This is a genomic window from Pedobacter sp. JY14-1, assembly GCF_029269825.1.
Classification (GTDB): domain Bacteria; phylum Bacteroidota; class Bacteroidia; order Sphingobacteriales; family Sphingobacteriaceae; genus Pedobacter.
In genome coordinates, this window is record NZ_JARJHU010000008.1 from 637,244 (window position 1) to 661,530 (window position 24,287).

At 48.7% G+C, this 24,287-nt stretch carries 19 protein-coding genes and 1 tRNA gene; 7 read left to right on the forward strand and 13 right to left on the reverse strand.

The features are described from left to right. From P2W84_RS16385 to P2W84_RS16435, 11 genes are all read right to left on the reverse strand, one after another. A complete protein-coding gene (locus tag P2W84_RS16385; RefSeq protein ID WP_276091239.1) occupies positions 1 to 2,301 on the reverse strand; it encodes a Tex family protein in 2,301 nt (766 codons plus the stop codon). 123 nt (positions 2,302 to 2,424) lie between these two features. Continuing rightward, positions 2,425 to 3,411 (reverse strand): pyruvate dehydrogenase complex E1 component subunit beta, encoded by a 987-nt coding sequence (locus P2W84_RS16390; protein WP_276091240.1) that lies wholly within the window; start codon positions 3,409 to 3,411, stop codon positions 2,425 to 2,427. A 102-nt stretch (positions 3,412 to 3,513) separates the two neighbouring features. Continuing rightward, complete coding sequence (locus tag P2W84_RS16395; protein WP_276091241.1) at positions 3,514 to 6,366, reverse strand: PD-(D/E)XK nuclease family protein; 2,853 nt, start codon at positions 6,364 to 6,366, stop codon at positions 3,514 to 3,516. Continuing rightward, a complete protein-coding gene (locus P2W84_RS16400) occupies positions 6,363 to 9,548 on the reverse strand; it encodes a UvrD-helicase domain-containing protein (protein WP_276091242.1) in 3,186 nt (1,061 codons plus the stop codon). The genes P2W84_RS16395 and P2W84_RS16400 overlap by 4 nt, the downstream gene beginning before the upstream one ends. After that, complete coding sequence (locus P2W84_RS16405) at positions 9,535 to 11,277, reverse strand: glycoside hydrolase family 3 N-terminal domain-containing protein (protein ID WP_276091243.1); 1,743 nt, start codon at positions 11,275 to 11,277, stop codon at positions 9,535 to 9,537. The genes P2W84_RS16400 and P2W84_RS16405 overlap by 14 nt, the downstream gene beginning before the upstream one ends. A gap of 119 nt (positions 11,278 to 11,396) precedes the next feature. Beyond that, positions 11,397 to 11,573: a hypothetical protein gene (locus P2W84_RS16410; protein ID WP_276091244.1), complete on the reverse strand. Its 177-nt coding sequence runs from the start codon at positions 11,571 to 11,573 to the stop codon at positions 11,397 to 11,399. Between the two features lie 148 nt (positions 11,574 to 11,721). Next, complete coding sequence (locus tag P2W84_RS16415; RefSeq protein ID WP_276091245.1) at positions 11,722 to 12,336, reverse strand: porin family protein; 615 nt, start codon at positions 12,334 to 12,336, stop codon at positions 11,722 to 11,724. Between the two features lie 316 nt (positions 12,337 to 12,652). Further along, positions 12,653 to 13,999, reverse strand: coding sequence for a Gfo/Idh/MocA family oxidoreductase (locus tag P2W84_RS16420; protein ID WP_276091246.1), 1,347 nt, complete (start codon positions 13,997 to 13,999; stop codon positions 12,653 to 12,655). A 536-nt stretch (positions 14,000 to 14,535) separates the two neighbouring features. Next, positions 14,536 to 14,623, reverse strand: a tRNA-Ser gene (locus P2W84_RS16425). 47 nt (positions 14,624 to 14,670) lie between these two features. Beyond that, complete coding sequence (gene pyk, locus P2W84_RS16430) at positions 14,671 to 16,101, reverse strand: pyruvate kinase (protein ID WP_276091247.1); 1,431 nt, start codon at positions 16,099 to 16,101, stop codon at positions 14,671 to 14,673. A 72-nt stretch (positions 16,102 to 16,173) separates the two neighbouring features. After that, positions 16,174 to 16,593 carry an IPExxxVDY family protein gene (locus tag P2W84_RS16435; protein ID WP_276091248.1) on the reverse strand — a complete coding sequence of 140 codons (420 nt, stop codon included), beginning with the start codon at positions 16,591 to 16,593 and terminating at the stop codon, positions 16,174 to 16,176. A 133-nt stretch (positions 16,594 to 16,726) separates the two neighbouring features. Between P2W84_RS16435 and P2W84_RS16440 the strand changes: the two genes are divergently transcribed. From P2W84_RS16440 to rnc, 3 genes are read left to right on the forward strand one after another with little or no spacing between them, the layout of a single operon-like run. Further along, positions 16,727 to 16,963, forward strand: a complete 237-nt coding sequence (locus tag P2W84_RS16440) for an acyl carrier protein (RefSeq protein WP_008508386.1) — start codon at positions 16,727 to 16,729, stop codon at positions 16,961 to 16,963. A 27-nt stretch (positions 16,964 to 16,990) separates the two neighbouring features. Further along, positions 16,991 to 18,244 carry a beta-ketoacyl-ACP synthase II gene (gene fabF, locus P2W84_RS16445; RefSeq protein ID WP_276091249.1) on the forward strand — a complete coding sequence of 418 codons (1,254 nt, stop codon included), beginning with the start codon at positions 16,991 to 16,993 and terminating at the stop codon, positions 18,242 to 18,244. A 10-nt stretch (positions 18,245 to 18,254) separates the two neighbouring features. Beyond that, entirely contained in the window at positions 18,255 to 18,983 is a 729-nt protein-coding gene (rnc, locus tag P2W84_RS16450; protein WP_276091250.1) for a ribonuclease III, read from the forward strand. Here rnc and P2W84_RS16455 read toward each other — a convergent pair. Further along, complete coding sequence (locus tag P2W84_RS16455; RefSeq protein WP_276091251.1) at positions 18,976 to 19,734, reverse strand: hypothetical protein; 759 nt, start codon at positions 19,732 to 19,734, stop codon at positions 18,976 to 18,978. The two genes, rnc and P2W84_RS16455, sit on opposite strands and share 8 nt — an antisense overlap. 145 nt (positions 19,735 to 19,879) lie before the next feature. Here P2W84_RS16455 and P2W84_RS16460 point away from each other — a divergent pair, with 145 nt between their 5' ends. From P2W84_RS16460 to nadD, 3 genes are read left to right on the forward strand one after another with little or no spacing between them, the layout of a single operon-like run. Continuing rightward, positions 19,880 to 20,743, forward strand: a complete 864-nt coding sequence (locus P2W84_RS16460; protein WP_276091379.1) for a YicC/YloC family endoribonuclease — start codon at positions 19,880 to 19,882, stop codon at positions 20,741 to 20,743. A 9-nt stretch (positions 20,744 to 20,752) separates the two neighbouring features. Continuing rightward, a complete protein-coding gene (gene gmk / locus P2W84_RS16465) occupies positions 20,753 to 21,322 on the forward strand; it encodes a guanylate kinase (protein ID WP_276091252.1) in 570 nt (189 codons plus the stop codon). A gap of 4 nt (positions 21,323 to 21,326) precedes the next feature. Next, on the forward strand, positions 21,327 to 21,902 hold the full coding sequence (nadD, locus tag P2W84_RS16470; protein ID WP_276091253.1) for a nicotinate (nicotinamide) nucleotide adenylyltransferase: 576 nt from the start codon (positions 21,327 to 21,329) through the stop codon (positions 21,900 to 21,902). A 52-nt stretch (positions 21,903 to 21,954) separates the two neighbouring features. Here the strand turns inward: nadD and P2W84_RS16475 are convergent, their stop codons facing one another. Next, entirely contained in the window at positions 21,955 to 22,668 is a 714-nt protein-coding gene (locus tag P2W84_RS16475; protein ID WP_276091254.1) for an SAM-dependent methyltransferase, read from the reverse strand. A 252-nt stretch (positions 22,669 to 22,920) separates the two neighbouring features. Between P2W84_RS16475 and P2W84_RS16480 the strand changes: the two genes are divergently transcribed. After that, complete coding sequence (locus tag P2W84_RS16480) at positions 22,921 to 24,198, forward strand: DUF6600 domain-containing protein (RefSeq protein WP_276091255.1); 1,278 nt, start codon at positions 22,921 to 22,923, stop codon at positions 24,196 to 24,198. Positions 24,199 to 24,287: the final 89 nt, after the last annotated feature.

A 24,287-nucleotide genomic window follows, 5' to 3' on the forward strand; every position in this document is an offset into this window, starting at 1 on the left:
TTACTTTTTAAACAAGTCCTTTAATGCGGCCAGCTTAAGCTGAAGATCGCCGTCAGGCAGTTTCTCTGCTTTAGCAGGCTTTTGGCTTTGCTGTAGCTTTGCCGGTTTTTTATGGGGATTGCCTTTCTGCTGTCCTGCCGGCTTCTGTTTATTCACTGGCTTTGGTTTCGGGGCAGCCTCCGGCTTCATCGACAATGAGATCCGCTTACGCGCTACGTCCACTTCTACCACACGGACTTCTACATGCTGATGCACCTTCACCACATCGGCAGCATTAGCTACAAATTTCTCCGCAAGCTGGCTGGTATGTACCAGGCCGTCCTGATGAACACCGATATCTACAAAAGCGCCGAAATTGGTAATGTTTGTCACAATACCGGGCAACTTCATGCCCACTTTCAGGTCGGCAATCGAGTTTACCCCATCAGTAAAGCTGAACACCTCAAATTGTTCCCGCGGGTCACGTCCCGGTTTGGCCAGCTCTTCCATAATGTCATTCAGTGTGGGCAAACCGATCTCCTCATTTACATATTGCTGCAGCTTGATCTGCTTGCGCAATTCCGGATCGCGCATCAGGTGCGCTACCGTACAATTCAGGTCACGCGCCATTTTGTTGACCAGGCCATAACGTTCAGGATGCACCGCACTTGAATCCAGCGCCTGTTCTGCATTTCTGATCCTTAAAAACCCTGCTGCCTGCTCAAATGCCTTATCACCGAGGCGTGGCACTTTGCGCAAACTCTCACGGTTTTTAAACGGTCCGTGCTCATTCCGGTATGCCACAATATTCTGCGCCAGCTGCGGCCCAAGGCCCGAAACATAAGCCAGTATCTGCTTAGAAGCCGTATTCAATTCAACACCCACCGCATTCACACAGCTCATAACCGTATCATCGAGGGAAGTTTGCAGCTTATTCTGGTCCACATCATGCTGATACTGGCCCACGCCTATCGATTTCGGATCAATCTTTACCAACTCCGCCAGCGGATCCATCAACCTGCGGCCAATAGAGACCGCTCCCCTTACCGTCACATCATGATCAGGGAATTCCGCCCTGGCCACATCTGAGGCTGAGTACACAGAAGCACCGCTCTCGCTTACCATCACCACAACGATTCCCTCAATGGCAAGCCCGCGCACAAAGGCCTCAGTCTCCCGGCCCGCAGTACCATTTCCGATGGCGATTGCTTCCACTTCATGTGCGGCACACAAGTTTTTGACTACGATCTCTGATTCTCTTGCCTTTCTTTCGCCGTTATGCGGATAGATGGTCACATTGTCGAGCAATTTGCCTTGTCTGTTCAGGCAAACGACCTTACAACCAGTACGGAAACCGGGGTCAATAGCCAGCACATTCTTTTCACCCATCGGCGCGGCCAGCAATAATTGTCTCGCATTCTCCGCAAATACCTTAATGGCTTCCTCATCGGCCCGTTCCTTGGCATAGTTACGTATCTCGGTTTCCATCGCAGGCCCCAGCAAACGCCTGTAGCTGTCATGTACCGCCAGCCGAACCTGCTCCGCAGCAGCACCCCTGCCTTTCACAAATTGCTTTTCAAGCAATTCCAGTGCGCCTTCCTCTGCAGGAGCAGTCTCCAGCTTCAGAAACTCCTCCTTCTCACCCCGGCGCATGGCCAGCAGGCGGTGCGAGGGTGCATTCTTCAACGGCTCGCTCCAGTCGAAATAATCCTTGTATTTAATCCCCTCTTCTTCCTTACCCTTCAGCACAGCAGACCGGATCACACCCTGCTCCTGGAAATACCTCCTCATGCTGGTCCTGGCCTCCACGTTCTCGTTCACCATTTCGGCAATGATGTCCCGTGCACCCGCAAGCGCTTCCTCCACGGTATTCACGCCAAGATCCTCGTTAATGAATCCAGCTGCGCTATCCTGAGGGTCCTTGTTGCCTTGCTCCAGTATAGAAAGCGCCAAAGGCTCCAATCCTTTTTTCCGCGCCTCAGAGGCGCGTGTCTTGCGTTTTGGCTTATAAGGAAGGTAAATATCTTCGATCATTGAAATGCTGGTCGCCGCATTGATCTGCACCTCCAGTTCCGGCGTCAGCTTATCCAGCGCAGTCAGCGCCTTCAGAATCGCTTCGCGCCGCTTGTCCAGCTCCCTTAATTGCTGAAACCGGTCACGGACCGCCGCTACCTGTACTTCATCCAGGCTCCCTGTCATTTCCTTACGGTAACGTGAAATAAACGGAACCGTCGCCCCCTCATCCAGCAGCTCAATCGTCGCGACAACCTGCTTTTCCGCTACGCCAAGTTCCGCAGCTACAATTACCGAGTGATTACTCATTTCAATGCTTTGTTTGATCCAAAAATTCAATGGCGCCAAAAATAAATAAAAAATCCCGCAGGCAATCACCGGCAGGATTATATTTTGGTTAAGGCCTAAGCCCTGTCTGATCCCGGTAACGGGTTATTTGGTTATGTACATCACTTCCTTAACCGCCTTAACGACGCGGTCAGCATTTGGCAGACTGGCAGCGATCAGCGTAGGCGCATAAGGCAGCGGCACATCTGCACAGGTAATACGCAGTACAGGGGCATCCAGATAGTCAAAGGCATTTTTCTGCACATGGAAAGCAATCTCAGACGAAATAGATGCCAGTGGCCATGCTTCTTCTACGATGACAAGCCTGTTTGTCTTTTTCACCGAAGCAATAATTGTCGCATAGTCAATCGGACGCACCGTACGCAGGTCGATCAGCTCTACATTGATGCCCTCTTTAGTCAACACCTCAACAGCCGGATTTACCACGCGGGTCAGCATCTTACCGAAAGTCACGATCGTTACATCCGAACCTTCCTTCACCACATTGGCTTTACCCAGCGGCAGATAATATTCCCCTTCAGGAACTTCACCCTTATCGCCATACATCACCTCAGATTCCATAAAGATAACCGGGTCCGGATCAAAGATAGACTGCTTCAACAGGCCCTTGGCATCATAAGGGGTCGCAGGCACGACTACCTTCAGCCCCGGACAGTTGGCATACCAGTTTTCGAAGTTCTGAGAGTGCTGCGCACCCAGCTGGCCGGCGTTTCCTGTAGGACCACGAAAAACCGCCGGAACGGAGAACTGGCCGCCGCTCATCGATAAGATCTTCGCAGCGCCGTTAATGATCTGGTCAATCGCCACCAGAGAGAAGTTAAACGTCATGAATTCAATAACCGGGATCAACCCGTTCATCGCCGCACCGATACCGATACCGGCAAAGCCGAGCTCGGCAATGGGAGTATCAATTACGCGCTTGTCGCCGAATTCTTCAAGCATACCCTGGCTAACCTTATAGGCACCGTTGTACTGTGCCACTTCCTCACCCATCAGGAACACGTTTTCGTTCTTACGCATTTCCTCGCTGAGGGCCTCGCGCAACGCTTCTCTAAATTGAATTTCTCTCATTATACTTCAGATGTTAACTGGCGCAAACCTAAATAAAATTGCATTTAAATGCAAGTTTATGCCAGTCGCACAATATGTTTGAGAACAAAGTGTTACAAGCACCTATTGCTTGCCAAACAAAGTTTTATAGATCGAATATTTGTAATTATCTTCTATCATGCTGGAACGAAAGACCGGGGTGCTGAACAGTTCCGTCAGCTTTTCCCGAAGTGAATCCAGAAACTGTATCTTTACCTCCCTCAGGTGTTCACCATGCAGTTGCTGCCGGCCCGACCGGAACCATACCCCTTCCTGGCTCATCGTCTTTACCACATACAGGTTAGGCTCCACAGCACCACGACCAGAGAACTGCTCATAAACATAGGTATACAGCAAAGTCTGGATCAAAGCCTTATTGATATACTTCCCGTCGGTATTGAACAACTCCGGCACATCCTTATAATTCAGCTTGTCACTGCCTGTCTTGTAATCGATGATGCGCGTAACGCCATCCTTCAGGTCTACCCGGTCAATAATCCCCCCGATACGGATACTTGCTTCCGCCCCGTTTAAGGGAAAAGCAATATCCGCCTCCACCCATTGCTCCAGACTCAGGACACGGAAAGGCACCTGTGATTTATCCTGTGCCGCAATGATGCGTACATACGCTTCTACGATCGACAGGATTACCTTCTGCATGCCTCTGAAGGCCACCTGTCGTTCCGCATTGTTGAACACCACCGCAGCAAAGGCCCGTTCGGTCAGTTTAGGCACCTGCTTACAGCGCTCAATGATGAAATCCGCACTGATCTCCTGCCCGACAGCATCCTCGTAAAAATATTCCATTACCTTATGGAGAATGGAACCGATCTCATTGGCCTCCACCACACCTGTCACCTCCTTCGGTTCCTTAATGCCCGCCACATAGTTAAAGAAGAAATCGATCGGGTTCAGGATGTATTGTGTAAGCGCAGACGGTGACAATGTCTTTTGCTTGTTCAGATACCGTTGCAAAACCTCCTGCACCGCTTTTCCCTCCTTTGCAATGGTCACCTCCTTTACCGGCTCTGTGCGCACACTGAGGTCCAGGTAATGATAGTGAAACTCAAAGCCGCTCTCGTAAGCCAGTTGCATCAGGATCCTGCTGGGTTCACCCGAAGTACTTTCGTCCGTCAGGCTGTTGTATACCAGGTGAATGTGCTCTGCCCTTTGCAGCAGCCGGTACACCATATAGGCAGAGATTGCATCCTGGTTTTCCAGTACCGGCAAGCCGTAAACCCTGCGGATGCTGTCCGGGATAAAGCTGTTGCCTAATACAGATTTAGGCACAATGCCCTCATTGAAACCCAGAAACACCAGCTTATCAAAATTCAGGTTCCGCGTTTCCAGCAGGCCCATCAGCTGTATACCTTTAAGCGGGTCACCCGAAAGGGGTACCGCAACACCCTGCAAGGCACGGCGCAGCAGCGAAATGACAAAAGACACCTCTTCTCCTGCAACCTGCTTCCAGAACGTGTCGTTTAGCCGGTTGAGTTCCTGTATTGTCTTGACAAACAGCTCCGCGTCGATCTTTTTTAATTTCTCCGCTTTAGACAACCGGACCAGTACAAAATTCATCAGCTCCAGTAACTGTTCCGTAACCTGTCCAGCCTGTTCGACCTTGCGGAAGAAAACCTCAAACAGGCCTTTTTGACGCATCAACCGTTCCTGCCCGATTTCGGTTTCCTTTTCACCAAGCAATGCCTCATTGATCTTATTGCGTATGGTCTGGCTCAAACCCGTCAGCGGATGGCTTAAAAATGCCTCTACATTTTTATACGTTACCCTTCCGGTTTTCTGGATCTCAAGCTGGCAGCCCATCCACAGATCGGCAAGACCATATACCCCTGAAGCCGCCAGCGCAAAACCCATCGTTACGTTCAGCGCTACCAGCCTGCCCTCGTAGGAGACAGGAATGGTCTGCAAAGCAGGCATCAGCAAAGACTCGTCCGCAAGCACGACAGCCGTTGTGCCTACTTCCGGATTGTCCCGGTAATCTGCTCCCAGAATATGGTTCAGGATCTTCGCCTGAGCGGAATGTCCCTGCACCTGGTAAACATCAACCCGGTGCCTGCCGCCGCGCATTTCTCCCGGCCGTCCCGCGAACTCATTCTTCAGCCCCAGCTGACCTATATTCCTCCTCAGGAACAGGCCTGCTTCCTGCAACTGGTCATCCAGGTAATAAGGATCGGCATCAAAATAAAAAAGCGCCTTCCCTGCTTCCTGCAGATTGGCGAACACCTTTGCCTCGGCGCGGCTCAGTGCATTAAAGCCTGCAAAAATCACCTTTCCCTTAAAGCCCTGAATAAATTCATGGCCCGCTGCATCGCCATTGGCCAGCTCCCGGTATATCCTGGAAGTCGTGATCAGGCCCTGTTCCTGCAACGCCTGATGAAACCCCGCAAACAGCTTCGGCATCCTGCGCCACATCTGGATGAACAGTTCCTGCTGCCGCTTATGCTTACCTTCAGAATACGAGGTCCAGAACTGCGACAAAAACTGGTATTGTTCCGCACTCAGGTAATCAAACTCCAGGTTGATCTCCGAGATATCCTCCAGGTCGCGGTAAAGCCGGTCTGCATCAACCAGATCAAGGTCGATCTGGGAAAAATCCGCCAGTATCGTCTTACCGACAGGAAAAAACTGGTTCGCGCTTACCCAATCTGCACCCTCCTTTTTCAATAAGGCATTGTACACCCGGTGCAGCGTAAAAAACTGCAGGTAAAAATCGGCGGTCCGGTAACCTGCCGTCCGGGTGAAAAATTCCTGTATGGTAAAAAAGGCCGGGCTGAAGAACGGCTTCCCGATCAGGTCCGCCAGGTGCTTTTGCAGGTATGCTGCCGGGCGCTTGTTGTTGAATACGACAGCACAATGCTGCAACCCATCGCCGAAGCGGTCCAGCAGATCTTCCGCTATTTCTTCTAAGAATGTCTTCATACGGGCTTTAATTGCCCGCTCAGGGCGTAAAATAAATAACCGCTCACCTTGGTATAACCCATTTGCCGGAACAGGTCCTTATAATTCAGTACCTGCTCCACATGCCCCGAAGTCTCTTCCAGGGTAAATTTATAATCGAGTATGATCACCTCGTCACCACTCAGCAACACCCTGTCGGGCCGGTGCGACCTTCCCGAAGCATCCACTATGGTCTTTTCGGTAATACTCTCCTGCGCCCGTTCCCACAGCGGCTGCAGTTCCGGGTGTCGCAGCACATCAAGGGCGGCCCGGAGCAGTTCCTCCTGCTCTTCTGCTTTCATCAGCCCCTCCGTCAGCAGGCTGTCCAGGTAGCGCCCTACGGCCGCTTCATCCGATGCATGGGCCAGGATATCGTGCAGCAGTGAACCCCTGCGGCCCGATCTCTCCATATTCAGCACATGGTTCAGGTGCTTGTCCTGGTCGGGCACATACAGCTCTGCCAGGCGCCCGGTAGTCGGATAGCGAAGCAACGCAATACGGTTCCCTTCGGGCCTGTGGTCTTCCGGCCGGGCTACATATTCCTCCAGCGCATAGCAACCATCCTCGTCAAACTGCTCAGCGAAAATAAAATTCAGCACATCGCCGATATTGCTCATCTTCAAACTGTCCCTTTTAGCCGCAGTACCCAGGTAGAGATAATCCTTTGCCCGGGTTGTCGCCACATAAAGCATGTTCAGCGCATCCATGTGGTTATACAGCAACTCCTCGTAGTAAGCCTTTGCCACAGCCGAGCCACTCAGCGCCTCGTTATACCTCAGTGGAATTCCTTTCAGTTCATGATAAGCCGTATCCGCCGAGGAAACCCAGAAAATGCTGTTGGCTTTACCCCTGATCTCCCAGTTACAGAAAGGCACAAATACTGCCCTGAACGCAAGCCCCTTGGATTTATGAATGGTAATGACCTGTATCGCATTGGCCTCCTCCGGTGATGGCAAAGACTTCTTTATCCCCTCCTCATCCCACCAGGTCAGGAAGGCCACGATCCCTTTTTCGCCCAGCCTGGTCGCATTAGCCGCCAGATCACGAAAAGCCAGCAGGTAAGGTAAATGGGCAGTCCGGGTATCCAGCCCGTAACTTTCAATGAGCATTTCCACCAGTTCCGGCAGCGGCAGTTGCATCCAGCCTTGCCAGTTGGCGCACAACGACTCCGGAAGCACGTGTCCCAGCATGCTCAGCGACATATTGTTCAGTCCCATATAGTGGCTTGCCACGGGCTCCCCGTCGTTCAGCATATGGTAAAGCGCAATGCAATTGGCCTTGTACAGCGCCGTCTGCGAATCCAATCCCACCAGCACCCGCAGGGTATCAATGATCAGCTGCACGCCCAGGTTCCCCCCGATCATCAGTGCCTCTCCCGAGATCACCTCCAGCTCCGCCACCATCAGGCGTTTCACCACCGCTACCGCCTCGCTGTTCGACCGCACCAGCACGGCAATATCCTTAGGCTCATAACCACGTTCATTCAGCAACACCAGTATTTCCGCGACCACCTGTTCCAGCGGCGGTGTGTCCTCCTTAGCCGTCCTGCAGATCTTAATGCTGCCCCCCTTCGGCGTCGAGCGTGCAAGCTGCTGGGCCGCATTACGGTAAATGTCCATGATGATCCGGTCGAAAGCCATTTCCTGCCACCAGGCAGCGAGCGCTGCCGGTCCCTTTTCCAGTCCCTCGTTCAGTGTAGCCTGTAATACCTTTGGCACGGCTGCGTATAAATGATTATTAAAAGAAATGATGTTCTCCGTACTCCGGTAATTTTCTTCCAGGCTTTCCTCCAGCACGAGCTCACTACCCACGTCCATCCTGGCCTGCCGGTGCAGGATGTTCCAGTCGCCATTGCGCCAGCGGTAGATCGACTGCTTGGTATCCCCCACGATCAGGTGATCAATATAGGTTTCAGTCGGTGTCGCCATTGCGTTGCTGAGCAATGAGCGGAAGCTGTTCCACTGGCTCACAGAAGTATCCTGAAACTCATCGAACAAAAAATTCCGGTAGCGCATACCCACCTTCTCCCATATGAAGGACGGATTGTCGCCTGCATCATCCGTGATGCCTGAAATCAGCTTTTGTGCATCACTGATCAGCAGGTTATCGTTTTCCTCCCGGTATACCTTCAGCAGGTCGGCGATCTCCTGCATCAGCCTCAGGTAATAGAGGTTTTTATTAAAGGCTATTGCTAGCGTATACTGCGGCAGATGCTGCTCGTAATAAAGCCTGATCTCCTTCAGTACCGGGTTCAGTTCCCGGAAAAAATCATCCAGCTGCACATTCTTTTGGAACCAGCCCTCCGGATGATCAATACACCCAAACAACCCTTCTATCTTTGAAAAATCACCACCGACGATCAGGGGTATCTTCGCTAACGGGTTCTGCGACTTGCGGGCCAGCTGCTCCTTTTCTACGCCGAAGCGGTTAAAGATGTCCTGCGCCCGGATGGCCAGACCGGTCAGCTCCGCCTCAAAGTTTTTGATCGCCTCCCTGTTCACGGCGATATACCTGCGGAACAGGGCCTCTATATCCTCTGGCTGAAACGCAGCGATCGCTTCCTCAAAAGCCCGGAAACGCTCCTTAAAGATCTCTCCGATCAGGTTGTAGAGTTCCAACCGGTAATTCCAGCTTTTGTTATCGCTGATGCGTTCCATCGCCAGGTCGATAATCCATTGCAGCAAGGTCTTGTTGTGGTCCAGCGCCTCATCCAGCTTCGCCACAAGCTCTTCCTTCACCTTGTCATAGTTCATTTCCAGGCTGTAACCTGCGTCAAGCCCCAGCTCAAAGGCAAAACCCCGGATCACTTTTTGTACAAAGCCATCTATCGTGCTCACGGAAAAACGGCTGTAATCGTGCAATATGCTCCGGTAAACCTGGTCGGCACGCTCCCGTAACGTTACCGGGTTCAATTCCGGGTTGGCTTTCAGCACCAGTTCACGGTAGCTGTCATATTTCTCATCTCCACGCGCAAAACCAAGCAGCACCTCCATAATGCGTGACTTCATCTCCCCGGTAGCTTTGTTGGTAAAGGTCACCGCCAGTATCTCCCGGTACTTGTGCTGCCCCGAAAGCACCAGCGTCAGGTAATGGGCAGTCAGGCTAAAGGTCTTGCCCGATCCTGCCGATGCCTGCAATATTTTAAGGGGCCTAGGGCTGCTCACCGTCTCCGTATTTAAAGAAATTGTTCACTGTAACCGGCAGTCTTCCGGTGGCCGCCACCTCGCTCTTTAATACCGAAGCCGCGGCCTGTTGCATAAAATCCTCTTTTTGATAAGCCACCAGCAGGCCTTTGCTGTTTTCCAGTCCGGGCCAGGCCGCCAGGTTATAGGGATTGGCGAATACCGCAAAAAAAGCCTGGCGCGCCACCATGTCATTCATAAATTTCTTCAGGTCATTGCTCAGCACCATCCCATTGCCCGGTCTCAGCCGTGTATCGTGTATGCCTATAATGATCTGGTCAAACATACCAATGCTGCGCATCACTTTGGCTACCGCAGCCGCATTCGCATTCTTATCCAGTGTAAAGAACGCCGAATTCTTATAGTAAGCATTCAGTTCCTGTTGAAAAGGTGTTACATTCGGTGTCCCGATACTGATGATGGCTGTGCGTTTCTCCGCGCTGAAAGTTTTCAGAAAGCCTTGTCCCCGCAGCATCGTCATAGATGCATTCGCCAACTCCTTTCTTAAGGCATAGCTCTCCGGCCGGGTTACCCCCGCCAGCACATTGCGCTCATCTATCGTATCACGCACACTCAGCCCCGCCCAGTATTTTGCGGTAAGTATCTTTTTCACACTCTGGTCAATCTGCTCCATGCTGATCCTGTCCTGCCGCACCGCCTTCCGTACCAGCCGTACCGCCCGCAAGCTGTTTTCCGATAGCTCTAAAATATCGTTGCCTGCAAGGATCCCCATCACATCCGCCTCTCCTTCCGGAAAGTATTTTACCACCCCTTTCATGCCCATCGCATCAGAGATGATCAGTCCCTTAAACTGCAGCTGCTCCTTCAGCAAGCCCGTAATTATCGGCCTGGATAAGGTAGAAGGCATATTCGGGGTAGGGTCCAGCGCCGGGATGTTCATGTGCGCCACCATGACTCCGGCTGCACCCCGGGCGATCAGTTCCCCGAAAGGATAGATCTCCAACGTATCCAGCCGCTCTTTCGTAAAGTTCAGCTGCGGCAGGTCATAGTGCGAATCCACGTCGGTGTCCCCGTGTCCGGGAAAATGCTTAATGCTCACCAGCAGGCCGCCGTCCTGCATCCCCTGCATATATTCTGCGGCCTTCTGGGCCACGTTATATTTGTTCTCCCCAAATGAACGGTAATTGATCACCGGGTTCTTCGGATTGTTGTTCACATCTACGTCCGGAGCCAGGTTCATGTGCATCCCCACGCGACGGAAATCCTTAGCCACTTCCAAACCCATCCGGTAAAGCAATTGCTTATCCTGCACTGCGCCCAGTGCCATCTGATACGGGTAAGCGATCGTGCTGTCCAGCCGCATGCCCAGCCCCCACTCACCATCAGAAGCGATCAGCAGTGGTACATCCGCATTGGCCTGATAGGTATTGGTCAGCACCGCCTGCCTTCCCGGACCGCCCTGAAAAAAAACCACACCGCCCAGTTGTTCCCTTTTCAGCACCATCCCTACCGAATCCTCATAAGCCTTGCCCATATTGGTGTGTGCACGCACAAAAAACAGCTGCGCGATGCGCTCGCGCCTGTTCAGTTTATTGAACACCGAATCTACCCAATCATTCTGCTCCTGCAGTGCCTGAATAAACGAAGGTTTTTGCGTGATCCGCGATGAAGTGGCCTTTTGTCCGTGGGCAAGCGAAGAACCAGCAAATAATGAGATAAAAAGAGCAGCAAACCGTTGTCTGTTGGTCATGAATGATTAGCAGTTGATGTGTTCAAATATAAATAATCGGCCGGAATCAGGACAGTTAAAAAGGGACACCCTTATTCAGGACGTCCCTTTTAAAATTAAACATTAAGACATTCAGCCCGCTAATGATTTTCGCGCTTGCGCATGTTGTCCTTATTGGAAGTCTGGTCTGAACGCTGACCACCTCCATTGGTGACCCCTTGCTGCTTTTTGTCATCCTTTGCACTATGATACATGCGGTCTGAAGTAGGCCTTCCCTGTTCTGAACTGGTCAGCCTCTGTTCCTGTCTGTTTTTCATAATTCTCAGATTTTAATGTTGTTTATTCAACGCACATGACCTGCAAATGGTTTTTGCTTTTTGAGAAAATATCGGATAACTCATCATTCCAAATGAAAAAAGCCGCTGATCAGGCGGCTTTTTCGGTTATTGAGTATAGGGTTTAATACTAGAATTTCAGGCCCAGTCCTACAGAGAATACCTGGTTTCTGAACTCAGGAGTTTCTTTGCTGCCGTCAGTATTGTTCTTCTGGAAATCCAGTGCATACCGCCCGTGAATGTCAACTTTATTATTGATATCATAGCGGAAACCAATCACACCGCCCACCAGGCTCTTCTTGAACCGGTCAGATTTGTCTTCAATGATCTCCTGCTCCACAGTTCCGATTCCATTTTCAAACTTATTCTTAGTTGACAGCAAAAATGATACCTGAGGACCTGCTACCAGGTTTAGCCCGCTTCCGCCAAGGTTAATGGAAGCCAGGATCGGCACATCAATAAAATGGGTAGTCTGGGTGAAGTCACCAAAGGTAGTTTCTGCTTTGTAACCCTTTGTGGCATAGAGTAGTTCCGGAGTAAATGCCAATCCCGTGATCAATGGGATATCCAGCGTTATACCTGCATTAAAGCCTGGATTCAACTTGGTATCGAAATCGTTGTTACCATCTCCTTTAATGATATCTGGAAGGTTTAAACCAGCTTTAACACCCAATCTGATCGGATTTTGCGCAAAGGCAGCGCTGGTTAAGAACAGGCCAAGGGCCAGAATAAATAATCGTTTCATAGTGTTGTATTTTTTTCATTACACTATGAAATAAGTGTGCCAAAAATATTTTTTGCTGGTTAGGGGCCTTATTCCAGTCCGTTTTTTGATCCGCAATCATCCGGATGTTTTCACATTTGCCTTCAACTAAGGCAGGAAATATGTTTATCCCGACTACCTCCGGTACAGATTTGGGACAATGCCGTAGCATGTTCGGAAAAAGGTACCTGTTTTCCGAACATGCTACGGCGTTGGGCCGGTTTTGACCCTGTATTGCCGGGAACAATGCCGGATGATAGGATCATGGCATCCGGCACAGGAAGCGAATCGTATTTATTTAAACTTTAGGCTCCCATCCCTTTTCATACTCACGTCCCCATAATTTTTGGGCTTCCTTATCACCTATGATGTGTCCATTTTCAGGATCTATTTTTAAGTCGCGTCCAACACGCCATGAAATATTGCCTAATTGCATTGCAACAGTACTTTTATGGCCTAATTCAACATCACAGTTCGGGCGACGATTATTTCGGATAGCATCAAGAAAATCTATAACATGATAATTGTCCAATCCCAGACTTGGACTCGAAGTGTTACGGCCATCTATAGCATCTTCTTTCATTAAAGACTTTACGTCCTTTATGAGCTTACCGTTAAGATCATAAATCTTATAATTATCACCTCCGGTATCTAAACTACCATTTTCCCCGTAAAAAATAACTCCCCTATCTGATCCTTCAACTTTTCTTCCATTTGCACTTCTTCCTTCCCATACCAGCGAAATGCGCCCAGGATAGTCCATAGTGGTAATTTGAGTATCTGGAGTTTCCCAATCATCTTTGTAATTATATCGCCCTCCTACTGATGTAACTCTTGTTGGATAGTCGACCCCAAGACCCCAGCGTGCCACATCAACTTCATGAGTGCCATTATTCAAGGCTTCACCGGTACCCCAATTCCAGAACCAATGCCAGTTATAATGAATCAACCCATCTTTATACGGCATTCTAGGTGCTGGGCCCTGCCATAAATCGTAGTCTAACCATTCAGGGACTGCGGCTGCTTTTAAAAAATTAGACTTACGGGTATTTGTGTACCAGGTTTTTGCCATGTACACTCTGCCAATAACACCATCATGCAACTCTTTAATTCCTTGTGTAAGTACAGGGGCTGAACGGCGTTGAGCACCCATTTGTACGACACGATTATATTTACGGGCCGCAGCAATGGCCATTTCTCCTTCATGAGGATTATGGCTCACCGGCTTCTCTACATAGACATGCTTATCAGCCTGACAAGCCATAATGGTAAGTGGTGCATGCCAATGGTCTGGTGTGGCTATATATACAGCATCTATATCCTTGTTTTGCAAAACTTTGCGGCAGTCCTTTTCTGAACGCGGGGTATTTACCTGTTTTGCGTCCATAATCGTTTTTATTGCTTTGGGAATTGTTCTGGAATCCACATCGCAAACGCAAGCTATTTCAGTGTTTTTCTGACCTGCAAACACACCCGCCATTCCATTTCCACGTCCATTTAAACCGATTACCGCAACGTGAATGCGTTCATTTGCGCCAATTATGTTTCTATAACTTTTAGCACTAAAGCTAAACGCTTTATTGCCTATCGCTATCCCCGCTGTACCTAACGCTATTTTCTTAATGAAGTCACGTCTCTTTTCCATAACATTTGGTCTTTATAATGATTTGATTTTAATATTCCTAAACGATACCAATCCACCATGCTCCTGAAGAAGAATCTGTCCCTTATCAACTGTTCCAATGTTGGGACAGTTTTTTACTAAATTTACTATTGACTACTGCAGTTAAAAAAGTCCGTCCTGCCTAAATATTGCAAAGCTTTAGCGCTTGTCTTCTGATAACACTTAGATTTCCCTCGCTAATAATCAGTAAGCGGCGGCTGAAGGAGATTCAATTCCCGTTTCATTTTGAGTGGATTTGGTTAGATAAAAGATGCATTATTACTAATAGCGCCCTAATTATAAAACTAACTTAATATTAAAGTTTGATATCTGATCACTATTACTGTATTTATGTGCGAAATCGTTTGCGCAAACATTCTGGTAATCCACTTTATTGCGGATTAGCAAAAGGCTGCACTCATGGCTATCCGGGACTCGAATGTAACATGCTGTATTTAAAGCAAAAGGGCTGCTCGAATTGAACAGCCCAATCATTTGACAATTTATTGCTCGTCTTGCGGAGAGAGAGGGATTCGAACCCTCGATACCCTTTTGGAGTATACACACTTTCCAGGCGTGCTCCTTCGACCACTCGGACACCTCTCCGTTTTGCGGATTGCAAAAGTAGGAAAAAAATCCCTTCCGAAAGAAGATTAATCAATAACGGTTACCTTCAGCATATTGGTTTTACCCTGAGACTCCATGGGAATGGACGCAGTATTGATAATGACATCTCCTTTGTTGATGAGCTTCCTTTCTTTCAGGAAATCATTAACCTCCTGAATCGTGTTGTCAGTGCTTTCGAACTTATCGTAATAAAAGCCCTGTACGCCCCACAGGAGGCTCAGTGCATTGAGCAGGGAACGGTTGCTGGTGAAAATATAGGTAAGGGCTTTAGGACGGTGGCTGGAGATCTCGAACGCAGTGTATCCGCTTACGGTCATCGAAACGATGCCTGCCGCATTGGTCTGTTTGGACAAGATACAGGCGGAAGCACATACCGCGTCGCTGAGAAAGCTTTCTGCCTTAGGCTTCAGGAATTTCTCCGGATGGAACGGATAATTGTTCTGCTCGATGTTCTGGATGATCTTCTGCATGGTCTCGATAACGATCAGCGGGAACTCTCCTACTGAGGTTTCGCCGCTCAGCATCACCGCATCAGCACCGTCCAGCACAGAGTTGGCCACATCATTCACCTCGGCACGGGTCGGCCTTGGGGTGGTGATCATGCTTTCCAGCATCTGGGTTGCTACGATAACTGGTTTAGAAGCAGCGCGGCATTTCTGAACGATCATCTTCTGCAGCAAAGGAACTTCTTCCATCGGCATCTCTACACCCAGGTCACCACGGGCGACCATGACGCCGTCAGATTCTGCAATGATTGCATCGATATTGGCAATAGCTTCTGGCTTCTCAATTTTTGCAATGACGCGGGCAGTCTTTCCACGCTCGCGGATAATGTCTTTAAGCTCTATAATGTCTTCCGCATTGCGCACGAAGGAAAGACCGATCCATTCGACGTCATTTTGAAGGACAAATTCGAGATTGGCCTTATCTTCTTCGGTCAAAGAAGGAATCGATACTTTGGTATTGGGCAGGTTTACGCCTTTCCTTGAAGTCAGGATACCGCCATGCACTACTTCACAGATCACTTCGTCTTTCAGGTTCGTTTCAATAACGCGCATCTGCAGTTTACCGTCGTCCAGCAGGATGATCTCTCCGGGCTTTACGTCTTTAGGAAATGCCTCATAAGTAATGTAGATGCGCTCTTCGTCACCTACACATTTACTGGTGGTGATGACAGTACGGGCTCCGTTTACCAGTTGAATGCCCCCGTCCTTTACCATTCCGATCCTGATCTTAGGCCCTTGTAAGTCGGCCAGAATACCCACATTGTAATTATATTTTTCGTTCAGGTTACGGATGGTGTCCAGGACCACCTGGTGGTCTGCCTGCGACCCGTGCGAAAAATTTAACCGGCAAACATCTAAACCTGCGTTGAACATGCTGTACAATACGTCTGGTTTGGCTGATGCTGGCCCTAATGTGGCTACGATTTTGGTTCTTGAATGAAATGGTTTCATCTATGTTTTGGTTATTTTATGCTGTTATGTAAATTCAAATATAGTGTATTTCGTACACCTACAATATAAAAATTACATTATCAAATTCTGACTTGACTTTAATTTTGCCGGGCTTACCTGCGCAGCTACCTGAATATCAGGTAATTTATTTAATCCACTCAGGATATGCCCAAGGTCTTCGTCGTCGATGTACTGATAGATGATCATAAAGAAATCTGCCTTGTTCATTTCAGGCACCAAAAACCCTTCCGCATTTTTGTTGTTTACGAGATAATATTCGGTCTCATTTTGTTCCGTAAAATAATGATACTTGGAAAAGGCCAGGGCCGGCTTACCGACGTTGAAATAAACTTCATGGTCTTCTGCTTTCTCAAAATTGAGATTTAGGCTGGTATTTATCTTGTGGCAAAGGGTATAATCTTTAAGGGAGGAGGTGATCGCGATAAGGACAAAGTCGAGGTCCAGGGAAAGTTTAAGGTAGGTCTTGTTCATATATAAAACATAAATTTACTTTTATTGTTCGGAATAAAAACAGTAACATTGGTATAGAAATAAAAACATTTGAAAAGTGTTGGATTTTAATTTTCTTTGCAACGAATTATTTAACCATTAAATTATAAACATTATGTCTGATATTGCTTCAAGAGTTAAGGCGATTATCGTTGAAAAATTAGGTGTAGATGAGAGCGAAGTTACACCAGAAGCTTCTTTCACCAATGACCTGGGTGCAGATTCTTTGGATACAGTAGAACTGATCATGGAATTTGAAAAAGAATTCAACGTGGCAATTCCCGATGATCAGGCTGAGACCATTGGTACAGTTGGTCAGGCAATCGCTTACCTAGAGAAAAACGTAAAGTAAAATACGGCCTCCGTATAATCCGTATAAATGGAATTAAAAAGAGTAGTAGTTACGGGCTTAGGCGCGCTCACTCCTATTGGTAACACCATCCCCGAATTCTGGGATGGTTTACTGAACGGTGTGAGCGGAGCTGCTCCCATCCAAAGTTTTGACACGGCAAAGTTCAAAACCAAATTTGCCTGCGAAGTGAAAAACTTCAATCCCGAAGACTTCCTGGATAAAAAAGAAGCCAGGAAACTGGATCCTTTTGTTCAATATGCTCTGGTAGCCACCGATGAGGCAGTCAAAGATTCCGGTCTTGACTTTTCTCAGGTAGATACCAACCGGGTTGGCGTAATCTGGGGTGCAGGTATCGGCGGCTTGAAAACTTTTCTCGACGAGATCAGCAATTTTGCACTGGGTGACGGAACGCCCAGATACAATCCGTTCTTTATTCCGAAAATGATCGTGGACATTGCCGCTGGGCATATCTCCATTAAGTACGGGCTGCGCGGGCCTAACTTTTCAACAGTGTCAGCCTGCGCATCGTCTACCAATGCCATGATAGACGCATTCAATTATATCAGGTTGGGTACTGCTGATGTGATCATTTCAGGAGGGTCTGAAGCAATCATTAACGAAGCCGGGATCGGCGGGTTTAATGCAATGCACGCACTGTCCACAAGAAATGATGATCCTGCTACCGCTTCACGTCCGTTCGATAAGGATAGAGATGGTTTCGTTGCCGGGGAAGGCGCGGGAACAATTATCCTGGAAGAACTGGAGCATGCCAGAAGGCGTGGTGCGACCATTTACGCGGAAATTGTCGGCGGCGGCATGAGCGCGGATGCCAATCACATTACTGCACCTCACCCTCAGGGTCTGGGTGCCAGAATGGTAATGACAAATGCATTGAATGACGCTGGCCTGAAAACATCGGACATTGATTATATTAACGTTCACGGTACCTCAACTCCCCTGGGCGATATCTCTGAGACGAGAGCTATAGTAGACCTGTTTGGTGAGGATGCTTACAAACTGAATATCAGTTCGACAAAATCAATGACCGGTCACCTGCTTGGTGCAGCTGGTGCGGTAGAAGCAATCGCATCTATACTCGCTGTCAAGCATGATACAGTGCCTCCTACCATCAATCACTTTACTGATGATCCCGAGTTTGACCCAAGGCTGAACTTTACGTTCAATAAGGCGCAAAAAAGAACGATTCGCGCTGCCCAGAGCAATACTTTTGGGTTTGGTGGCCACAATGCTTCAGTAATTTTTAAGAAGTACCAGGAATAACCGTCAATGAATGCGTTTATTTAACCTATATAAACTTTATCTCTCCTCCGATAAGGATTTCATAAAGAAGTTAAATAATATTTTAGGGTTCGTACCTGGAAATACAGCGTTGTATAAGATGGCCTTCCGGCACCGTTCGGTAGCAAAAGTACTTAAAAACGGCAGTCGCAGCAGCAATGAACGCCTGGAATTTCTGGGTGATGCTGTACTCGGTGCCGTAATCGCGGAGCTTCTGTTTAAAAGCTATCCTTATAAAGAAGAAGGTTTTCTTACGGAAATGCGGTCTAAGATCGTTAACCGGGCAAACCTGAACCAACTGGCCAGAAAAATGGGCTTCGATCAGCTGATCGTTTTTGACCAAAAAGCGGTAAATATCCAGTCAAAGCACCATTCGATGCTTGGAGATGCCTTTGAAGCGCTGATCGGTGCGATCTATCTCGATAAAGGATACAACTTCACCAGGGAATTCTTGCTAAAACGTATTGTCAAGCCTTATGTTGACATACATACCCTGGAACAAACGGAAACTAATTTCAAGAGTAAGCTTATCGAATGGTGCCAGCGTCACGGTAAAGATATCTCATTTGAGCTCATACAGAACAGTGAGGGTGAAAGTGCAAAATTATTTACCATTCAGGCTTTGGTGGACGGCGAAAGCTGTGGTGTTGGCCGCGATTACAACAAGAAGAATGCAGAAAAGCTGGCGGCAGAAAAGGCCTGTGAAATCCTGTCTATTTAATTGAAGGCTGAACTTCTTTTTTTGCTGTTGTTGAATCCGTCTTCAGGCTTTCCGTATAGTGCCGGTAAGAATCCTTGATATATTTAATAGCATCGTACTGCGTCCAGTTCTTGGTCCGGTCAAAAGACGGACGATAATCGAACATGAATTTGTCCAGTGCCTGACCATCCTGCAAACCAGTGCTGCTTTTTACAATATTGTCATTAAAAAAGCCGTCGATATGTGTCTGCTCGATTTCTGTTTCAGCGTAACGACCGAAACGCCGTGCATTTTTTGGTGTCTTGCCAAAAAGCTCATAAACAGCAGTAAGTGGCTTGAAAAAGAAAGACATAACCGGGGGCTTTCCCTGGTAAAAAGAGCCGTTGCGCTTGAAATCGCGCTTGATGTCTTCCATCTCTGATTGCTTAGACTGCCCAACAATATCTACCTGTTTGAGCATTCTGTTCCTGTTGAGCAGGACGATGATGTCGACCTTATCGGTATTTACCGCTGCTGTAAAATCTGAATAGCCGCTTTTCATGATCAGCAGGGTATCGCCGATCGCTGCGCGGATCTGAAACAACCCAAGCTCGCTGCTGCTTACAGAACCTTGTGTCCGCTGGTTAATGATCTGCGCACCCGCGACCCGGCCACTGCTCTCCCTGTCCTTAATCACACCTCTGACCAGGAATTCCCGCTGTGCAAATAGCGACGATGCAGAAAACAGCATCAGAAACAGCAAAAGAACAGCTTTTGTACAACGGAGTCTCATTATTGCGTGTGTGTTTCGTGTATAAACGGCCTGGATGATCAAAATATTTTGTAAAATTAACCATTGCCATTTAATGTATTAAGTTAAAAAAAGTTAAATCGGCACGACAAAACAATAAATCATATCTTTGCGCATGATAAAATCGATGACAGGTTATGGTCTGGCCACCGCCGACCACGCGAATGTGAAGTTTTCAGTCGAGATCAAATCACTGAACAGCAAGTTCCTGGAACTGAGTTTGAAGACACCTCGGGCTTTTGCCGACAAGGAACTATTTCTGCGCAACCTGTGCAATAAGGAAATTGAGCGCGGCAAAGCCAGCGTATCGATTAATGTCGAGCGGAGTGAGGAGACCCTGAAAGGAGCCGCCATCAATGCGGCCCTGCTTGGCAAGTATTACCGGCAGCTGGAAGAGATCAACCTCAACCTGGGCGCCAATTCATCTAACCTCTTGCAGGCAGCCCTCAATTTTCCTGAAGTGATCACTTATTCGGAAGAAGAGGCCAATGAGGAGGAATGGAACATCCTGGTTACGACGTTTAACGAAGCCATGCATAATTTCAATGCGTTCAGACTGACCGAAGGCGCTGTCCTGAAGACTGAACTGGAACAAAGGGTGAATAATATCCTGAGTTTATTTGCAGAAGTGGAACTGCGCGAGCCTGACCGCATACCTAATGTCCGTGCCCGGTTGAACCAGTTCCTGGATGAAGCAGTAGGCAAGGCAAATATAGACCAGAACCGGCTGGAACAGGAACTGATCTATTACATCGACAAACTGGACATCACCGAAGAGAAAATCCGCCTGAAAAGCCATTGCGATTATTTCCTGACTACCCTGAAAAATAAGGATGCCAATGGCAAGAAACTGGGTTTCATTTCTCAGGAAATGGGCCGGGAAATCAATACGATGGGTGCCAAGGCCAATGACGCACAGATACAACAGCTCGTCGTAGGCATGAAGGAAGAACTCGAAAAGATAAAAGAACAGTTATTGAATATTTTGTAGTTTCTATAAATGAAACAAGGTAAGCTCATCATATTTTCTGCTCCTTCCGGAGCCGGCAAAACGACCATTGTTAAACACCTGCTTGGAAAATTTCCTTCCCTCAGCTTTTCCATTTCGGCGACTACGCGCGAGTTGAGGGGCCAGGAACAGCATGGCAAAGATTACTATTTCATTTCCAAGGAGGATTTTCTGCACCGTGTGGCACTCCATGAGTTTGTAGAGTTCGAGGAAGTTTACAACGGTACCTTCTACGGAACACTAAGGTCCGAGATCGAAAGAATCTGGAATGCGGGTCGGCATGTGATCTTTGACATCGATGTGGAAGGCGGGCTGCGCCTGAAAAGGAAATACGAACAGGATGCACTGGCTATATTTGTACAGCCGCCTTCCCTGGAAGTATTGAAAGAGCGCCTGAGCGGCCGGGGTACCGACAGCGCCGAAAAACTGGCCGAACGTTTTGCAAAGGCTGAAAAAGAGCTGGGCTATGCAGACAAGTTTGATGTGACCTTAAAGAATTATGATCTTGAAACGGCCTGTGCGGAGGCTGAAAAACTTGTCGGGGATTTTTTAGTCAGTTGATCTCATGGCAAAGACCGGTCTGTTCTTCGGCTCATTTAATCCGGTACATGTCGGGCACCTGGTGATTGCCGGTTATCTGTCTGCCTTTACCGATCTGGACGAAGTCTGGCTGGTGGTTTCTCCGCACAACCCCCTGAAGAATAAATCCGGACTGGCAAACAAGTATGACCGCCTGGAAATGGCGCGCCTGGCTGTCGAGGGTGTGGAGAATATTAAAGTGAGTGACATCGAATTTGCCCTGCCCCAACCTTCCTACACGGTAGATACACTGGCTCACCTGAGAGAAAAATATCCGGGGAGGGAATTTGCCCTGATCATGGGGGCGGACAACCTGGTCTCGCTGAAAAAATGGAAGAACTATGAACTGCTGCTCAGGGACTACCAGGTTTATGTATATCCTCGCCCGGGGACAGAAGTTCAGGACTGGGCCGGACACCCTGCCATCACCATTACGGACACTCCTCAAATGGACATTTCATCTACCTTTATCCGGAAGGCGGTAAAGGAAGGCAACAGTGTGCGCTTCTTTGTACCGGATAAGGTGCTGGACTTTATCGAAAGCAAGGGAATGTACCGCTGAGCAAATCCCTGGAGATACGGTACTCCGGGTTTTCACCCAACTCCCGAACTGGTTACGATTGGCGGTACAGCAGGAAAATCGCAGGCCGTTTGTGCAAATCTATATTTTCTTTTCGCCACTGGGCGACCGGCATTGTCCTGATGTATTCGCTCGCAGCGGTCAGGTCGCACGCTACACACAACAACGTGGTTGGCTGACTATTCTTCAGGATATCGTCCAGTAAATGATTGTTGCGGAAGGGCGTTTCTATGAACAGCTGAGTCTGCCTGTTCCTCTGGGACAATTGTTCCAGGTCTTTTATTTTTCTTCCCCTTTCTGCCTTATCTATAGGCAGATAGCCGTGAAAAGTAAAGCTCTGCCCACTGAACCCGGAGGCCATGAGCGCCAGCAGCAGCGCGCTCGGACCTACAAGCGGCACAACTTTGATTCCCCGTTTGTGGGCCTCGGCAACAATCTCTGCACCAGGATCGGCCACTCCGGGACAGCCAGCCTCGCTCATCAGCCCGACATCTTTGCCCAGTTGCAGTTCCCTGAAAAAAGGCACCAGCGAACTGCCTCTTTTATGTTTCCCGTAGTCATGAATAGTCAGATCCGCCTGGGGTATGCGCAAACCAGCCTGCTTTAAGAATTTTCTGGCCGTTTTTTCGTTTTCAACAATATAGGTGCTGATCTGGTTGACCGTATCACCCAGAAAGGGTGTAAAAGACCGGCTTGCCGCATCTTCGGCCAGCGGAACGGGGATCAGAAAAAGGGTTCCTGTCTGCATAGGCTGCAAATAAAAAAAATATTTATGGAATGTGGGCAAAGCCTGCATCTTTAGATCAGTAAGTTCTTTTAAAACAAACAGAGCCCGGGGAAGCAAACAGAATATAATATAGTGTACTCTATACACTTACTAAATTTTATTCTGTCATATTATTGTTAAGCATTGTAATATTTCAAAAACACATTAAACATTCAGCGCCTTTGGAACTCAAATTGATATACGAAGAACGTTAGGAAACTTAAACACACAAAAATGAAAAGCATGTTCAAATTACCGGCTATAGTTCTGGGGCTCTTGCTCCTCCTAACCGGCAGCACACAAAGGGTTTTGGCCCAGGACGAAGACATCTCGCTCCAGTCTTTTTATGACGAGCTGTCTCCTTATGGCACCTGGATCCAGGACCCACAGTATGGCTATGTCTGGCGACCAGATGTTGATCAGGGCGACTTCAGGCCATACTATACGAATGGCCGCTGGGCTATGACCGAGTATGGCAATACCTGGGTATCGAACTACGACTGGGGCTGGGCACCCTTCCACTATGGCCGGTGGGTATATAACCGGTTCGGCCAATGGGTGTGGATCCCTGATACGGTATGGGGTCCGGCCTGGGTTAGCTGGAGAAGCGGTGGTGGCTATTATGGCTGGGCGCCATTAGGCCCGGGCATGTCGGTAAACATCAACTTCAACATCCCTTCGCTCTGGTGGGTATTCATACCGAAAAGAAATATCTACTACAGTAGCTTCCCCCGCTATTATTCCCGCAGGAACCTGACGATCATCAACAACACAACGATCATCAACAATACCTACGTAAGGAACAACAGGACTTACTACAGCGGTCCGAGGGCAGACGATATCAGGCGTTATACAGGAAGGGATGTAACCGTCTACAGCGTAGACCGTACCAGCAGGCCAGGACGAAGTGGCATTAGCGGCAACCGGGTGGAGATCTATAACCCACGCCCCTCAAGGAGCAACGGTAATGTTGCTGCCGCGCCAAGAACTTCCGTAAGAGGTGAAGGCTATACCACGCCGCGCGACGGCAGGATTTCTGTCGGTGACCGTGGTAACCGCGAAAGCCAGAACGGAAGGATGGGCCGCGACCGTGGAATTGAGATACAGGAAAGCCGGCAGCAGACCCGCGACAACGCGAGGCAGAACAACGATGCAGGCAGGATAGAGCAAAACAGGTCTTTTGCAGACCGCGAAGACCGGATTGGCCGGGATGCTGGCACCGACCGCACAATCAGGCCCGAAAATAGTGAACGAAGCGAAGCCATAATCCGCGAAAGGCAGGCCGCTCCCGATAGGGCGAGTGCAGAACGCGCCAGCCGCCAGGATCAGTACAGGCAGCAGCGGCAGGAAGTACAGCAACAAAGACAGGAAGCGCCCCGTCAGGAAAGAAGGGTAGAACAACAACGCTCACAACCCCAAAGGATCGAGCAATCAAGAGGCTTCGAAAACCGTGGCAGCCAGGGCGGAGGAAGAGAAGGCAATTCCAGGTCGTCCAGAGGCGGTCGGGGATAAGCATAGTTAATCAGTCGAACCAGGAGAACCGGCCTTTACAGTGCCGGTTTTTCTTTTGTATTTTATCCCTATCTTTGCAGCCTTTAAAA

Excerpts from the sequence above, each read along its gene's own strand:
- P2W84_RS16385 (WP_276091239.1), bottom strand. The coding sequence starts at position 2,301 with ATGAGTAATCACTCGGTAATTGTAGCTGCGGAACTTGGCGTAGCGGAA.
- P2W84_RS16390 (WP_276091240.1), bottom strand. The coding sequence starts at position 3,411 with ATGAGAGAAATTCAATTTAGAGAAGCGTTGCGCGAGGCCCTCAGCGAG.
- P2W84_RS16395 (WP_276091241.1), bottom strand. The coding sequence starts at position 6,366 with ATGAAGACATTCTTAGAAGAAATAGCGGAAGATCTGCTGGACCGCTTC.
- P2W84_RS16405 (WP_276091243.1), bottom strand. The coding sequence starts at position 11,277 with ATGACCAACAGACAACGGTTTGCTGCTCTTTTTATCTCATTATTTGCT.
- P2W84_RS16410 (WP_276091244.1), bottom strand. The coding sequence starts at position 11,573 with ATGAAAAACAGACAGGAACAGAGGCTGACCAGTTCAGAACAGGGAAGG.
- P2W84_RS16415 (WP_276091245.1), bottom strand. The coding sequence starts at position 12,336 with ATGAAACGATTATTTATTCTGGCCCTTGGCCTGTTCTTAACCAGCGCT.
- P2W84_RS16420 (WP_276091246.1), bottom strand. The coding sequence starts at position 13,999 with ATGGAAAAGAGACGTGACTTCATTAAGAAAATAGCGTTAGGTACAGCG.
- pyk (WP_276091247.1), bottom strand. The coding sequence starts at position 16,101 with ATGAAACCATTTCATTCAAGAACCAAAATCGTAGCCACATTAGGGCCA.
- P2W84_RS16435 (WP_276091248.1), bottom strand. The coding sequence starts at position 16,593 with ATGAACAAGACCTACCTTAAACTTTCCCTGGACCTCGACTTTGTCCTT.
- P2W84_RS16440 (WP_008508386.1), top strand. The coding sequence starts at position 16,727 with ATGTCTGATATTGCTTCAAGAGTTAAGGCGATTATCGTTGAAAAATTA.
- fabF (WP_276091249.1), top strand. The coding sequence starts at position 16,991 with ATGGAATTAAAAAGAGTAGTAGTTACGGGCTTAGGCGCGCTCACTCCT.
- rnc (WP_276091250.1), top strand. The coding sequence starts at position 18,255 with ATGCGTTTATTTAACCTATATAAACTTTATCTCTCCTCCGATAAGGAT.
- P2W84_RS16455 (WP_276091251.1), bottom strand. The coding sequence starts at position 19,734 with ATGAGACTCCGTTGTACAAAAGCTGTTCTTTTGCTGTTTCTGATGCTG.
- P2W84_RS16460 (WP_276091379.1), top strand. The coding sequence starts at position 19,880 with ATGACAGGTTATGGTCTGGCCACCGCCGACCACGCGAATGTGAAGTTT.
- gmk (WP_276091252.1), top strand. The coding sequence starts at position 20,753 with ATGAAACAAGGTAAGCTCATCATATTTTCTGCTCCTTCCGGAGCCGGC.
- nadD (WP_276091253.1), top strand. The coding sequence starts at position 21,327 with ATGGCAAAGACCGGTCTGTTCTTCGGCTCATTTAATCCGGTACATGTC.
- P2W84_RS16475 (WP_276091254.1), bottom strand. The coding sequence starts at position 22,668 with ATGCAGACAGGAACCCTTTTTCTGATCCCCGTTCCGCTGGCCGAAGAT.
- P2W84_RS16480 (WP_276091255.1), top strand. The coding sequence starts at position 22,921 with ATGAAAAGCATGTTCAAATTACCGGCTATAGTTCTGGGGCTCTTGCTC.